Genomic DNA, 15,835 nt, shown 5'->3' on the forward strand with positions numbered 1-15,835 from the left:
ATATGACACGTAAATCATCACTTTTTTTTCTCATTGGCTTAATACTTACAGTTGGGCTTGATCAAACGGTCAAATACTGGGTTATGCGTAATATCCCTCTAGGAACAGAAAATACGTTTCTTCCTTTTATTTCTCTCTATCATGTACATAATTCTGGTGTTGCATTTTCGTTTTTTTCTTCCTTTTCTCACTGGGGATTCATTGTTATTACACTTATCATTATAGTTTTTCTGTTATGGTTATGGAAAAATACTGGATATAATAAACCGTTAACGTGTTGCGGCCTTATTCTTATCATTGGAGGAGCAATCGGTAATCTTATTGATCGTATCCGGTTTCATTACGTCATTGATTATATATTCTTTCATATTGATGAAATTTTTTATTTTGCTATTTTCAATCTTGCAGATACTTTTATCACATTGGGTGTTATCATTATTCTTATTGAAGAGTTGCATATCTGGATGAAAACAAAGCGTCGTTCTAACTCTACAATTTCTAAATAAAAACCTGTTAATTTTTCTGAGATCACTGCGTATCAGACGAAATATTTATAAGACATATGGTATTCTTGTGATCTATATTTTCGAGATAATTTTTTACTATTCTTGGCTTTATTCAAAACTCTATTTTTTTATTTTTATATTTATGCTTTCAAAGCATAAAATACAAAATATTACGTAGAATATTTAATGTTATTTTCCGAAAAATAAGACTTTTCCTTACTAATTTGTAAGGTTTCTTTCCTACGAAAATCTCTTGTAATTTTTAAATAAATCTCCATAATAAGTGAAGGTATGCTGGAACTCCGCCAGCAGCGCCCGGAGTTGTTGGTATCTGTTAAATAACAGGTTATACAAGGTTTATGCCCTAATAACAGAGATTCTTTTTAACTCCAACATCTGGCGGAACATATGCTAAAGGACTTTATATTATGGCTGATTTCAAAAATTTACGTTCGGCGTCTGTTTCCCATGCCGATGCATCAATTGACCAAGGATTGCGCAGTTATATGCTGGGCGTCTATAATACAATGGCCATTGGTTTGCTTCTTACAGCCGCTGCTGCTTACGCAGTCGCATTACTAGCAACGACAACAGATATGAGCCAAGCAGCTGCTCAAATCAATAGCAGTGTTTATTTAACCCCATTTGGAGTAACATTTTATACATCACCACTTTCTTATATTGTTATGTTTGCACCACTTGTGGCAGTATTATTCCTTAGTTTCAAAATTAACACATTGAGTACAACTGCAGCTCGGAGCCTCTTTTTTGGTTATGCTGCGCTCGTTGGACTCTCTCTTTCCTCTATCATTTTGCGTTATACGACAGAAAGTATTGTGCAAACGTTTGTCATTACTTCTGCAGCTTTTGGTGCTCTTTCACTTTATGGTTACACAACGAAGCGTGATCTTACAGCAATGAGATCATTCCTTTTTATGGGTTTAGTTGGCTTGGTACTTTCCATGATCGTGAATATTTTTCTTAAATCAAATGCCTTGCAATTTACTATCTCCGTGATTGGCGTGTTTCTCTTTGCAGGTTTGACAGCTTACGATACACAAAGCATCAAAGTGATGTATTATGAAGGAGATGCAGATGACACAAGAGGGCGTAAAATTATTATGGGTGCATTAAACCTTTATCTTGACTTCATCAATATGTTTGTCTTTTTGCTGCAGTTTCTTGGCTCAAACCGTAACTGATTGCAAAAGCTATAACTCAAATTAGAGAGCCTTGTTTCTTTTAAGAAACAGGGTTCTTTTATTTTTTATACAAGCGTTTCCCCTCAACCTCTTAAATCCTATTCACAAAATGACAAAGATCCCTTACAAACGAAAATTTCCTGGGTTAACAACATTAATCCCCAAAAATCTATATAACTCTCTTTTTAATACAATCCATAATTTCTCTAGTCATCAATCAAACACCGTAGACAAGAATGATAATTATGATCTTACTGTAGCTTCCTATAATGTACATAAATGTGTAGGTGTTGATAAAATTTTTAATCCGACTCGTATTGTACGTGTTATTACTGAGCTACAAGTTGATATTCTTGCCCTTCAAGAAGCAGATAAACGTTTTGGTAAACGCATTGGCTTGATTGATCTTCAATTGTTAAAAGCCGAAACAGGTCTGATTCCAGTGCCCCTAAATACCACGTCACCTCAAAGTCACGGCTGGCATGGTAATGCTCTTTTTCTGAGAAAAGGATACATACGTGATATATTACAAGTCACTCTTCCTGGCATTGAACCACGTGGTGCTGTGATTGTAGAATTAGAAATGGAAACGGGCCTTATTCGTATTATTGCTACTCATTTTGGTTTACTGCGCCATTCTCGCAATCAACAAACAAAAATGCTCCTTGCACTTATACAAAAACGCCCCCTGATGCCTACACTTCTCATTGGGGATTTTAATGAATGGCGGATTGGAAAAGGTTCATCTTTGAACAATTTTTCTCCCTATTTTGATAGCGCACTTGGATCTGTACCAAGCTTTCCCTCCCGCTTTCCTTTTTTAGCTCTCGATAGAGTTTTTGCTTTTCCCCATCAATTAGTGACAAATATAAAAAATCATCATTCACCACTTGCACGCATTGCATCGGATCATTTGCCTATCAAAGCTTATATTAATCTTGCAAATGCAATGGCTGTTCTTAAAAATAAAACAAATGAAAAAAATTAATGTGCCTCACCCCAATTTTTAGCAACCATTACTTTTACTTCAATAGGCACAGACAAAGAGAAAGCCGGCATTGTAGCATTTTCCATAACCTTTTTAACAAGAACCATAGTTTTTTCACTTTCGTCTTCCGGTACCTCGAAAATTAATTCATCATGCACTTGCAGTAGCATTTTTGCTGACAATTTTTCTTTTTCTAAAGCATATTCCATTTGAATCATAGCACGACGAATAATATCTGCTGCTGATCCTTGAATTCGTGCATTAATAGCAGCCCGCTCATTAAAAGAACGAACCTGTATATTCGCTGCTTTTATTTCTGGATAATGAATACGACGTCCAAAAATTGTCTCTACATAACCATTTTTACGTGCAAATATCTTGGTCTTTTCCATGTAGTCTTTAATTCCAGGAAATCTTTCAAAATAAAGTTGAATATAACGCCCCGCCTCTTGTCTTGAAAGACCTAATTGGTTGGCTAATCCAAAAGCAGAAATGCCATAAATAATACCAAAATTAATCGCTTTCGCGCGTCTTCGTATATCCGAATGCATCTCCTCTATCGGAACCCCAAATATTTGTGATGCAGTTATAGCATGAATATCTTGTCCTTGAGCAAAAGCTTCTTTTAACGCCGTAATGTCAGCAATATGTGCAAGAATACGCAATTCAATCTGACTATAATCAGCTGAAAGTAGTACATACCCTTTTTGAGCAATAAAAGCTGTTCGAATTTTACGCCCTTCAGCAGTCCGTACAGGAATATTTTGTAAGTTTGGCTCTGATGATGACAACCGCCCTGTTGATGTTGTTGCCAAAGAGTAATTTGTATGAACACGCCCTGTTTTTGGTAAAATATAAGAAGGTAAAGCGTCTGCATAAGTAGATTTTAGCTTTGTAAGTTGACGCCAATCAATAATTTTACGCGGCAAAACATACCCTTCAGCAGCTAAATCCTCCAAGGTTTGTGCAGAGGTTGACCATTGTCCACCCTTGGTTTTACCACCTCCAGGTAATCCTATTTTACAAAAAAGAATATCACCTAATTGTTTTGGCGAAGCAAGATTAAATTTTTCACCAGCAAGCTTATAAATCTCCTCTTCTAGAATAAAAGCAGTTTGCGCTAATTCTTCTGAAAGACGCAATAAAATCTGCTGATCAACGAGAATCCCACGTTCTTCCATTCTTGCAAGCACTTCTATCAGAGGTCGATCAAGGCGCTCATAAATTTTTGTCAGGCCCTGTGCTACAAGTTGTGGTTTTAAAACTTTCCATAAACGGAGCGTCACATCAGCATCCTCCGCAGCATAAAAAGTTGCCTGTTTTAAATCTACCTGTGCAAAAGAAACAATCTTTTTCCCATTATGCGTCAAATCTTTGTATAAAATTGGTTTATGTCCAAGCCAGCGTTCGGATAAATCATCGATATTATGTCTTAGAGTTCCAGCATCTAAGACATATGACAAAAGCATAGTGTCATCAAAAGAGCATATAACAATGCCGTATTGCTTCATAACCAACCAGTCATATTTTATATTCTGACCAATTTTTAATACTGCTTTGTTTTCTAATACTGGTTTTAAAAGTGCCAAAGCCTTTTGTCTTTCAATCTGCCCAACAATTCGCTTGTTACCTAAAAGATCATCTTCCCCTTCAACATGTTCAAGAGGTACATAGGCTGCTTTTCCAGGCCGTAATGCTAATGAGAAACCAACAAGCTTTGCTTGCATAGGATCAAGCGAAGTCGTTTCAGTATCAAAAGAGAAAAATCCTTGTTCTTCTGCTTCCAACAACCATTTTTTCAAAATTTCTTCATCAAGAATAGTTGTGTAGGAATCTCTTATAACTTTTTGAACAAGAGCTTGATCTTTACGTTTTTGTGCTAAAAATTGTGTAGAATCTTCAGAAAAATAATAAGGGGATTCTTTGTCAGCCTTCTTGTCGTTAAAACCAAATCCATAGCTAGACTTCTCCCACTCAACATCTATGTCAAGTGCATCAATGGCTGCTGCGTTACATTCTGTTGCCTCTGCCACACGACGCGTTAATGTTGAAAATTCCATCGCTTTAAGAAAAGCTATCAATCGTGGACCATCTTGTGCTTCTAAAACGAAATCATCTAAATCACTATCTATAGGTACATCTGTTTTAAGCCGAACAAGTTCACGGGAAATTTTTGCTTGTTCACTATAAGTTTGAATATTTTCACGCCGTTTTGTTTGTTTAACTTCTGTCACACGCTGTAACAAAAGATCTAGCGAATCAAATTGATCTAGCAATTGAGCTGCAATTTTGGGGCCAATTCCTGGAATTCCCGGCACATTATCTGTCGGATCCCCGGTCAAAGCTTGTAAATCAACCATTTTTTCAGGTACAACACCCCATTTTTCTATAACTTCAGAAACACCTATATGTTTGTCTTTCATTCCATCATACAAAGACACATGTGCATTTACCAATTGCATAAGATCTTTATCAGAAGAAATAATTGTTGTTTTTGCTCCAACCTTTGTTGCTAACTGTGCATAAGTAGCAATTAAATCATCGGCTTCAAATCCCTTCTTTTCTATACACGGCAAATTAAAGGCTTTTGTTGCTTGACGTATTAGAGAAAACTGAGGAATAAGGTCTTCAGGGGGAGTTTCTCTATTAGCTTTGTATTGTGGATAAATTTTTTTCCGAAATGTATCGGATGAATAGTCAAAAATAACAGCAAAATGCGTTGGAACAATACCGGTAGCTGTGTTACGTGCATCACAGAGCAATTTCCACAGCATATTACAAAAACCAGCCACGGCTCCTACAGGAAGTCCATCCTTTTTGCGCTTTAAAGACGGCAAAGCGTAATAAGCACGAAAAATATAACCTGATCCATCAACCAAAAAAAGATGATCTGTTGCTTTCATTACAGTTTAATTTCTCCGTTTTAGTTAAAAAATAATTCACTTGTATATATTTTTTCACTATTACTTTTAAATTTAAAAAAAATTATTTTAAAATTTACAAAACCGCCTCTAAAAAGCCATTTTTTATTTCCATAAAGTATAAAGTCGTTACACTTTATATTCAGTACCTAGAGCTTTTCTTTGCTGTTACAGGATATAATAGCTTTCATTTTGCTCCTCCTATGATAGCTGAGGTACAATGTGGCGACATGGTCGTTGTGGTGTTCCCCTCCCCACAACGGCCGTATTTTTTTTGTTTTGCATCCTATTCAAATAATATTTCCAAATAAAGGAGTTAATGAAAGCTTTTGAACCTATTCCATAGAGCTTTTTCACCCATTTTTTTGATAAAATTGGCATGCATATTTTTTTCTTGCGCACTTAATCTTGAAGGTAAAGGCCGAGGACGAGTTTTAACTATGTAGAGCTCACCCTTATCATTTTGGATTTTCTCATCAAGACTCTCTATATTATCAAAGCCTAATACACCCTGTTTTCCTCCAATGAGTTCAATATAAACATCGGCGAGAATCTCTGCATCAAGTAAAGCACCGTGAAAAACACGATGACTATTATCAATTCCAAAACGCTTACACAAAATATCAAGAGAATTAGGCCCCATGGGAAATTTACGCCGCGCCATAGCTAATGTATCAAGAACATTATCGACACTAATAAGCGGTTTATTTGCTCGTCCCAATTCTGCATTAAGAAAGCCAATATCAAAATTAGCATTATGCGCAATCATTTTTGCTCCCTTGATAAATTCCAAAAATGCATCGGCAATATCACTAAAGCTTTTTTCATTTTTTAAACGTTCATTGGTCAATCCATGAATTGCTGCGACTTCATCAGGAATAATAACGCCTTGTGGGTTTAAATAAACATGGAATCGGCGCCCTGTGAGATAGCGATCAACCATCTCTATACAACCTATCTCGATTATGCGGTCTTTCTCTTTATCTAAACCTGTTGTTTCTGTATCAAAAATAATTTCACGCATTATTTTAATTCTTTAATAAACTTTTTATCATACTAAAAACTTGTTGACGTGTATCTTCTAAATCTTTTCCTGTATCAATAATGAAATCAGCACGTTCTCGTTTTTTTTCATCAGACATTTGTTGAGAATTTATAAAAGCTATTTTCTTTTCATCCATGTTTGGTCGAATCATTACACGCTCTTTTTGTATTTCTAAAGGAGCAGATACAACAACCACACTATCTACACGTTTTTCACTATTTGTTTCAAAAAGAAGCGGAATATCAAGAACAATTAGTTTTTCCCCCTTTTGGCGTGCTTTATCAATGAATTCTTTTTCTTTTTCTCGAACAAAAGGGTGAATTATTTTTTCTAATGTTTGCAATTTTTTACTATCATCAATCACAATTTTAGAAAGCTTTGAACGATTAACTTCTCCATTTTCAACAACATTAGGGAACGTATGAGCTATGAGCGACAAAATTGGCTCACTCTTATAAAGTTGGTATACTGCATCATCAGCACTAAAAACGGAGATACCCGCTTGTCTGAAAAAATTAGCAACCGTTGATTTTCCCATAGCTATGGATCCAGTTAATCCTATGATTTTCATCCTGTCTCTTCACCCATACTTTCTAAAATTGCCATTCGTAACGCCTTTGTTACCTGTGGTCTTATTCCAAACCATCTTTCAAAACCAAGAACAGCCTGATGTAGAAGCATTCCAAGTCCATCCACGATCCTCAAATCATGCGCTTTTGCTTGTTTTAAGAAGGGCGTTATCAACGGTGTGTAAACAATATCTGTCACCAATGCTGTTGTCTTCGTTTTTTGAAAATCACAAAAGGGAAGAGCATTTTTTTCATCATAGGATGATGACAACTCCGTAGAAGTTGCATTAACAATTAAATCAGCTTGGTAAAATATTTCATCAGCACGATGCCAATCGTAAACTTTAATAATTTTTCCGAAATGTTCGGCTAAATCGTCTGCGCGTTCTTTTGTACGATTAACTAAGTAAATACGTTCAAATCCACGTTTTTTTAAAGCATATATGATAGCGCGTGCAGCACCACCTGCACCAAAAACAAGAGCTACTTCTCTAGCCCAATCAGGAAAAAAATCGTCAAGATTAGCACTAAAGCCATAAGCATCGCTATTTGTGGCACAAAGTTTACCACCTTCATACCATAGAGTATTAACAGCACCAATCATTGTTGCTATATCATCTTTATGACTCACTAAATGAAAGGCTTCCTGTTTATAGGGTAGAGTGACATTACCTCCACAAAATCCTCTTCTTTTTATAGATACTAAAAAATCTCTAAATTCTTCAGGTATTACGTCCTGCGCTAGATATTCACCTTGTAAATTATATTTTTTGAGCCAAAAATTGTGAATTTTTGGTGACTTTGAATGGTAAATAGGATGGCCAACAACAAAAGCACGCGGAAAAGTTGTTTTTTGGCATTTGATTGTCAACTCAACCATCAATAACTCCTAAATTACGCAGCTTTACTAATAAAGGTAATAAAGGTAAACCAATAATGGTGAAAAAATCTCCATCAATTTTTTCAAAAAGATGGATTCCTTCTCCTTCTATTTGATACACTCCCACACTATTTAAAACATCTGTTCCTACACGTGCTAAATAACGTTCAATGAAGTCTGATGAAAGAAGACGCACTGACATATGCGCACTAAAAACTTCTGCCCAAATTTTTTGTCCACTTTTGTATAAAGCCACTGCACTATGAAGGGAATGGGTTTTTCCCGATAAATTAAGTAAACGTTGACGTGCTTCTTTTCTACTTTTGGCCTTATGAAAAACCTTCCCTTCTAAATTAAGCACTTGATCACAACCAATAACAAAAGCATCAGGAAAGCGATCAGAAACATTTTTTGCCTTTGCACTTGCAAGAAAACAACTAAGTTCTTTAGGATCCTTTGTTTTTTCTTCTTTTTCTATTGTCCTTTCATCAAAAGAGGCTCCTTCAATAAAAAAGTTTAAACCTGCTTTTTTCAATAGTTGTGCACGATAGGAACTAAGTGATGCTAATATTAATGTGTCTTTTGTCATTTTCTTCATGAAATCACGATAAAAGTTTAGATACAATCACAGCTATTTTTTTAATAAAGTATCTTGTGGCTTACATAACAGGTAAAAAACATTCAAAATACGTTTTACACAAATCAATTTTTAGCTATTTAAATGCTATTAGTACAAATTTAAATGGAAAAAGCTTTCTCAAAAATTCCAACATTTTCAAATATGTTGGATCTTTTCATTTTATTCTTTTAAATACCCAGCACAATGAGAGTAATCTGTATTGAGCCACTCTATCCTGTGAAACAGGAATTTGTTAACTTTTTAAAATAAAGAAAAATACCTAACTCTTGCTTATATTCCACGACAAACTTTCTAACGAAAGCGTTTCATTATAAATCATAGGGAAAATACACCATACCCTTTGAGTCAAGTTGCATAGCAATACAACAGTCCCTCAAAAATAGATTCTCATCTTTTATCTAAGGAATCAGAGTATGCATAAAAAGGATTTTCTTTCTCTTGTCACAAAAAAATTAACTCCTTGTTAACAAATGTGTATATATCTTGAATGCTCTTTAATAAAACTAAAATTTTGGAAAAACTTTCCATTATTATACACAAATTGAACAGTTGTGATATCTATGCTTCTCTTATTAAAAAAGAACGGGGATAGCATCTCTAATATAATGTTATATTTGTCTTTTTCCTTTTTATATCTGTGGATAAAATTCAGGAAAACTAAAGCATAACTAATAATTAATATTAAACACAGACTTAAATAAAAATAATCACCTTTTTAATAAATTATTAATATAAAAAATTTATGGATATTTAAAAATATATTTTGAATATTGGTCAAAAATATTGTAAACAAAATTCATTGTACAATTTGACTCTTGAAAAATGATGCTTCAATGTATCTCATTTTCTAAATATATTAATTTACATATAAATACTTATATAGTTACTTAATTTTATATGAAAACACCTCATATAAATGATGCTTGCGGATTAAAAAAATTGAGTATATAATGTCTTTTTCTTATAAGAATGTTCCATTCTTTAAATTTTCCGCACTTGATTCAAGGACAATCTCCCACACATACATCCACCATTATTAAAGAGCATATTTCATGCAAGAAATGAAACTACAAGAACTTAAAAGTAAAAATCCAGTTGAACTTGTCTCTTTTGCTGAAACATTAGAAGTTGAAAATGCTTCTTTGATGCGTAAACAAGAATTGATGTTCGCTATCTTAAAAAAACTTGCTTTACAAGATGTAGAGATTATCGGAGAGGGAGTCGTTGAGGTTTTACAAGATGGATTTGGGTTTTTGCGATCTGCTGACGCTAATTACCTTCCAGGTCCTGACGATATTTACCTTTCGCCTACACAAATTCAATCATTTTCCCTAAAAACAGGCGATACCGTTGAAGGTCCTATACGTAGTCCAAAAGAAGGAGAACGTTATTTTGCTCTTCTTAAAATTAATACAATTAATTTTGAAGACCCTGAAAAGATTCGTTATAAAATTCATTTCGACAATCTCACCCCTCTTTACTCAAATGAACGTTTTCAAATGGAAATACAGGATCCTACAGAGAAGGATATGTCATCACGGGTGATTGATTTAATATCTCCATTGGGAAAAGGACAGAGAGGATTAATTGTAGCACCTCCTCGAACAGGAAAGACGGTTTTACTTCAAAACATTGCTCATTCTATTACAACTAATCATCCTGAATGTTATCTTATAGTTCTTTTAATTGATGAGCGTCCAGAAGAAGTTACTGATATGCAACGTTCTGTGAAAGGAGAAGTGGTTTCTTCTACTTTTGATGAACCAGCAATGCGTCATGTGCAAGTAGCTGAAATGGTTATTGAAAAAGCAAAGCGCTTAGTTGAATATGGGCGTGATGTTGTTATTCTTCTTGATTCTATTACGCGTCTTGGACGTGCATATAATACAGTTGTTCCTTCATCAGGTAAAGTTTTGACGGGTGGTGTAGATGCAAATGCTTTACAGCGTCCAAAACGTTTTTTTGGTGCAGCGCGTAACATTGAAGAGGGTGGATCTTTAACCATTATTGCAACTGCTTTGATTGATACAGGTAGTCGTATGGATGAGGTTATTTTTGAAGAATTTAAAGGAACTGGCAACTCGGAAATTGTTCTTGATCGTAAAGTTGCTGATAAGCGTATTTTTCCTGCTATGGATATTTTAAAGTCAGGAACACGCAAAGAAGAGCTTTTGGTGGCACGACAAGAATTACACAAAATTTTTGTACTTCGCCGTATTTTAGCGCCTATGAATGTAACTGATGCAATTGAATTTTTAATTGACAAATTAAAACAAACAAAAAACAATAATGAATTCTTTGATTCAATGAATACATAAATATTAAACTTTTAAATTAGGATATATCCTGTGGATACAATCTTTGCCGTTTCGAGTGGATTGTTGCCTTCAGGGGTTGCTGTTATTCGGCTTTCTGGTCCTCATGTTGTAAACATTGTTAAAACGCTTTGTGGTTGTTTGCCTAAAGCGCGGTTTATGCATTATGGAAATCTTATTGCCCGTGATGGTAGTTTTTTAGATTCTGCTCTAACTGTTTTTTTTCCTTCTCCGCATAGTTTTACAGGAGAAGATTGTGCAGAATTTCATTTACATGGAGGAATAGCTGTTGTTAATCGATTCCTCGATGAATTATCCACATTTTACGGATGTCGTCTTGCCGAAGCAGGTGAGTTTTCACGTCGTGCATTTAGAGAAGGAAAATTAGATCTTGTTCAAGCAGAGGGTCTTGCTGATTTAATAGAAGCAGAAACAGAAAGTCAGCGACGTTTAGCAATCATGGGTACAAGTGGACGTCTAACCGCACTTTATCGCGATTGGCGTCATAAACTTACAAAGGCACGTGCTTTTATTGAAGCAGAATTTGATTTTTCTGATGAAGCTGATGTTCCAAATTCGGTATCTGATAAAATTTGGAAAGATATGGAGGATCTTTGTGCTTCTCTTCGAGAACATATTAATGAAGGGGAACGTGCGAGCATTCTACGTGATGGGTTAAAAATTGTTATTGTTGGTGCTCCAAATTCTGGCAAGTCAAGCATTATGAATCGTTTAGCGGGAAAATCTATTTCTATTGTGACAGAAGAAGAAGGTACAACCCGTGATGCTTTAGAAATGAGATTAGTTCTTGGTGGTTTACCAGTTTGTTTAACAGATACTGCTGGTTTTAGGAAAACGGAAAATAAAATAGAAAAATTAGGAATAGAAGTTGCAAAGAAGCATGTCATAAATGCAGATTTGGTTATTTTAGTTTATGATATGAAAAATCCTAAAAAAGTTGATTTACCGGAAACGTCAGCTGAAATATGGCATGTTGGTAATAAACTTGATCTTTATGAAAATAGTGAAACCCATTGGTTTGTGCAGTTTTCTGCATTAACTGGTTTAAATTTTGATTATTTTATTAAGGAATTGGAGTTATTTTGTTCACGTCGTGCTTCTGAAATTGGAAATCTTTTCCCAGCACGCAAAAGACAACTTCAGTTGTTAAAAGAGACAGTTGAAGAAATTGAGGCTTCTGTTAATTCTGATTTTCTTGATTTAAGTTTACGTGCAGAACATCTTCGCCGCGCAAGTGATTTTCTTGGAAGGATTACGGGAGATATAGATGTTGAGGATTTGCTTGACATTATTTTTTCAGAGTTTTGTATTGGTAAATAACGATTCACGTGAAACATTAATTATTACATAGACAGATTTAAAAGTTCATGTATTTTGTGTCTTGTTTCACGTGAAACTTTATATCTTTCTATGGAATTAATTTAAATGCAATTATATGATGTTGTCATTATTGGTGGTGGTCATGCTGGTTGTGAAGCTGCTTCAGCTTCAGCGCGTACAGGAGCACTAACAGCACTTGTTACACACAAAATATCAGGTTTAGGAACAATGTCATGTAATCCTGCTATTGGTGGGCTTGGAAAAGGGCATTTAGTTCGTGAAATAGATGCTTTGGGTGGTCTTATGGGGAGAGCTGCGGATGCTTCTGGAATTCAATTTAGGCTTCTTAATCGACGTAAAGGGCCAGCCGTAAGAGGGCCGCGTACACAAGCTGATAGACAATTATATAAAAAAGAAATTCAAAAGCTTTTACAAGAACAAGATAATCTCGTTTTAATTGAAGATGAGGCAGTTGATTTGCTTGTAAAAGATAATCATGTTTCAGGCGTTATTTTAAAAAAACAAGGAACTATTTTTTCTGGTGCTGTTGTTTTGGCAACGGGTACATTTTTAAACGGTTTCATTCATATTGGTGATAGAAGGTGGGCTGCTGGCCGTATGGGAGATAAATCAAGTGTACAACTTGCTGAACGTTTAAAAAAATATAATATAAATCTTAGTAGGTTAAAAACAGGGACTCCTGCTCGCCTTAGTAAAAAAACAATTAATTGGGATGTACTTCAAAAACAAAAAGCGGATGAAGATCCAGTTCCTTTTTCTTTTTTAACAGAAAAAATTGACCAGCCTCAGATTGAATGTGCAATAACTCGCACAAATAGTCAAACACATAAAATTATACGTGAAAATATTCATAGATCTGCTTTGTATTCTGGAAATATTGAAGGATTAGGACCGCGTTATTGTCCTTCAGTTGAAGATAAAATAATTAAATTTGGTGAACGTGATGGACATCAGATTTTTTTGGAACCAGAAGGCTTGAATGATGACACTATTTATCCAAATGGTCTTTCTACCTCTCTTCCTGAAGATGTACAAATTTCTTTATTAAAAACTATTGAGGGGTTGGAAAATGCTAAAGTTTTACAACCTGGTTATGCTATTGAATACGATTTTGTTAATCCTCAACAATTAACTAAAACTTTAGAATTACGAGCTTTACCAGGGCTGTTTTTAGCTGGTCAAATTAATGGTACAACAGGATATGAAGAAGCTGCAGCACAGGGACTTTTAGCTGGATTAAATGCTGCGCATAAAGTGGGTAAGTTAAACGAGGTTATCATAAGTCGTTCCATTGCTTATATTGGTGTTATGGTGGATGATTTAGTTACACGTGGTGTTTGCGAACCTTATCGAATGTTTACATCACGTGCAGAATTTCGTTTATCTTTACGATCTGATAATGCTGATGCTCGTTTAACGCCTTTGGCACAGAAATGGGGAATTGTTAATAAATTGCGTTGGAATTATTTTCAACAAAAGCAACAACGTCTCAATCAGGCACGATCAATATGTAAAGAGCTTTTTTTAACTCCTAATGAAGCTTCTGCTCATGGATTACAAATAAATCACGATGGAGTTCGACGCTCAGCTTATGATCTTCTTGCTTATCCTCATATGAGCATAAAACGTCTTTCACATTTTTGGCCACAATTGCAGTCAATTGATTCTAAAACATGTGAATCTTTAGAAATTGAAGCACAATATGCAGTTTATTTAGAAAAACAAGCACAGGATATTGCTGCTCTTCAAAGAGATGAAGGGTTAGAAATTCCATCTTCTCTTGATATTCAATCAATTTCTGGGCTTTCAAATGAGCTAAAAACAAAGATTCAAAAGATATCACCGCGTTCAATCGCTGATGCCCAGAAAATTGATGGTATGACACCTGCCGCATTGTCGCTTATTATTACGTATATTCAACGGAAAAGACGTGAAAAGGCTAAATCAGTTTAATGGATTTTTGTATAGAAAAAAAATATAAAGCATTATTAGATATCATTCCTTCTGTTTCACGTGAAACAATGGAGACTTTAATAAAATTTGAAACTTTAATCATCCAGTGGAATGCACATATTAATTTAGTATCCGCTACAACAATACCAGTTTTATGGAAACGTCATATTTTGGACTCTGCTCAAATTTATCCTTTACATAGTAATTTTCTAAATTGGTGTGATCTTGGATCAGGTGGTGGATTTCCTGCAATTGTTATTGCTATTCTTATGAAAGAAAAAAAAATAGGGCACATTGATCTCGTTGAAAGTAACGGAAAAAAAATAGCTTTTCTAAGAACAGTTATTACCCAACTTAATCTACCAGCCACAGTTCATCATTGTAGAATTGAAGATGCCTATCAAAAAATAAAAGCACCAGATGTTATAACAGCGAGAGGCTTAGCTTCACTGGATGATCTTTTAAAACTTGCTTTTCCTTTTTTTTCACAAAAAACAATAGCTCTTTTACAAAAAGGTCGGGATTATTCTAGAGAAATTACAAATGCCTCTGCCAATTGGCAATTTAATCTGATAAAATATAAGAGTAAAATTGATGAAGATTCTGTTATTTTAGAAATTTCTCATCTTTTATCACGAAGAAAGTAAGGCAAAATGAGCCAAACACGGATTATCGCTATTGCAAACCAAAAAGGTGGAGTCGGTAAAACGACTACAGCAATCAATCTTGCTACAGCTCTAGCAGCTATTGGTGAAAATGTTCTTATTATGGATGTTGATCCTCAAGGTAATGCTAGTACAGGATTGGGGATTGATCGTAATAGTCGCCCTCTATCTTCTTATGATGTTTTAGTTTCAGAAATTTCAATTACAAAGGCAGCTTTAAAAACAGCTGTACCAAATCTACACATTGTACCTTCTACACTTGATCTTTTAGGCGTAGAAATGGAAATTTCCTCATCAAAAGATCGTATTCAAAGGTTGCGTAAAGCCCTATGCCATGATCCAAAAATGGAAAAAAAGTTCAGTTATATTTTAATTGATTGTCCTCCCTCACTTAATCTTTTAACACTTAATGCTATGGGGGCTGCAGATTCTGTTTTAGTGCCCATGCAATGTGAATTTTTGGCACTTGAAGGTTTAAGCCAGTTGCTTGAAACTGTAAAGCAAGTGCAATCTGTACTTAATCCATCTTTAGAAATTCAAGGTATTGTTCTAACAATGTATGATGGACGGAATAACCTTTCAAATCAAGTTGTTGAAGATGTACGCTCTTTTATGGGGGATAAAGTTTATCGCACTGTTATTCCACGAAATGTAAGGGTATCTGAAGCACCTTCTTTTGGTAAGCCAGTATTGCTTTATGATCTAAAATGTGCTGGTAGCCAAGCCTACTTGCGTTTAGCATCGGAGATGATTCAACGTGAAAAACAAGCACGCGCTGCTGCTTGAAAA

Annotated in this window: 13 protein-coding genes; 8 read left to right on the plus strand and 5 right to left on the minus strand. The window is 34.9% G+C overall.

Annotation, left to right across the window (positions count from 1 at the left end):
• The first annotated feature begins 2 nt into the window (after window positions 1–2).
• The 3 genes from lspA to WCP76_RS00655 all read left to right on the plus strand — a co-directional run bounded on the left by lspA (window position 3) and on the right by WCP76_RS00655 (window position 2,696).
• Window positions 3–506 (plus strand): signal peptidase II, encoded by a 504-nt coding sequence (gene lspA, locus WCP76_RS00645; protein WP_336293758.1) that lies wholly within the window; start codon window positions 3–5, stop codon window positions 504–506.
• 428 nt (window positions 507–934) lie between these two features.
• Window positions 935–1,708 (plus strand): Bax inhibitor-1/YccA family protein, encoded by a 774-nt coding sequence (locus WCP76_RS00650; protein WP_336293759.1) that lies wholly within the window; start codon window positions 935–937, stop codon window positions 1,706–1,708.
• A gap of 109 nt (window positions 1,709–1,817) precedes the next feature.
• Window positions 1,818–2,696 carry an endonuclease/exonuclease/phosphatase family protein gene (locus WCP76_RS00655; RefSeq protein WP_336293760.1) on the plus strand — a complete coding sequence of 293 codons (879 nt, stop codon included), beginning with the start codon at window positions 1,818–1,820 and terminating at the stop codon, window positions 2,694–2,696.
• On the opposite strand, the gene polA is transcribed toward WCP76_RS00655, so the two are convergent.
• From polA to WCP76_RS00680, 5 genes are all read right to left on the minus strand, one after another.
• Entirely contained in the window at window positions 2,693–5,599 is a 2,907-nt protein-coding gene (polA, locus tag WCP76_RS00660; protein ID WP_336293761.1) for a DNA polymerase I, read from the minus strand. The two genes, WCP76_RS00655 and polA, sit on opposite strands and share 4 nt — an antisense overlap.
• A gap of 334 nt (window positions 5,600–5,933) precedes the next feature.
• Window positions 5,934–6,641, minus strand: coding sequence for a DNA polymerase III subunit epsilon (dnaQ, locus tag WCP76_RS00665; RefSeq protein WP_336293762.1), 708 nt, complete (start codon window positions 6,639–6,641; stop codon window positions 5,934–5,936).
• A gap of 4 nt (window positions 6,642–6,645) precedes the next feature.
• Window positions 6,646–7,233 (minus strand): dephospho-CoA kinase, encoded by a 588-nt coding sequence (gene coaE / locus WCP76_RS00670; protein ID WP_336293763.1) that lies wholly within the window; start codon window positions 7,231–7,233, stop codon window positions 6,646–6,648.
• Window positions 7,230–8,111, minus strand: coding sequence for a shikimate dehydrogenase (locus tag WCP76_RS00675; RefSeq protein WP_336293764.1), 882 nt, complete (start codon window positions 8,109–8,111; stop codon window positions 7,230–7,232). The genes coaE and WCP76_RS00675 overlap by 4 nt, the downstream gene beginning before the upstream one ends.
• Entirely contained in the window at window positions 8,104–8,700 is a 597-nt protein-coding gene (locus WCP76_RS00680; RefSeq protein WP_336293765.1) for a Maf family nucleotide pyrophosphatase, read from the minus strand. Before WCP76_RS00680 ends, WCP76_RS00675 begins: the two co-directional genes overlap by 8 nt.
• Window positions 8,701–9,803: 1,103 nt before the next feature.
• Here WCP76_RS00680 and rho point away from each other — a divergent pair.
• The 5 genes from rho (at window position 9,804) to WCP76_RS00705 (ending at window position 15,832) form a co-directional block, all read left to right on the plus strand.
• Entirely contained in the window at window positions 9,804–11,069 is a 1,266-nt protein-coding gene (gene rho / locus WCP76_RS00685; RefSeq protein ID WP_336293766.1) for a transcription termination factor Rho, read from the plus strand.
• Window positions 11,070–11,099: 30 nt separating this feature from the next.
• On the plus strand, window positions 11,100–12,407 hold the full coding sequence (gene mnmE, locus WCP76_RS00690; RefSeq protein WP_336293767.1) for a tRNA uridine-5-carboxymethylaminomethyl(34) synthesis GTPase MnmE: 1,308 nt from the start codon (window positions 11,100–11,102) through the stop codon (window positions 12,405–12,407).
• Between the two features lie 105 nt (window positions 12,408–12,512).
• A complete protein-coding gene (mnmG, locus tag WCP76_RS00695; protein ID WP_336293768.1) occupies window positions 12,513–14,381 on the plus strand; it encodes a tRNA uridine-5-carboxymethylaminomethyl(34) synthesis enzyme MnmG in 1,869 nt (622 codons plus the stop codon).
• Entirely contained in the window at window positions 14,381–15,028 is a 648-nt protein-coding gene (gene rsmG, locus WCP76_RS00700) for a 16S rRNA (guanine(527)-N(7))-methyltransferase RsmG (protein WP_336293769.1), read from the plus strand. Before mnmG ends, rsmG begins: the two co-directional genes overlap by 1 nt.
• 6 nt (window positions 15,029–15,034) lie before the next feature.
• Window positions 15,035–15,832 carry a ParA family protein gene (locus WCP76_RS00705; protein ID WP_336293770.1) on the plus strand — a complete coding sequence of 266 codons (798 nt, stop codon included), beginning with the start codon at window positions 15,035–15,037 and terminating at the stop codon, window positions 15,830–15,832.
• Window positions 15,833–15,835 lie beyond the last annotated feature (3 nt).

The organism is Bartonella vaga (assembly GCF_037070895.1).
Lineage (GTDB): Bacteria > Pseudomonadota > Alphaproteobacteria > Rhizobiales > Rhizobiaceae > Bartonella.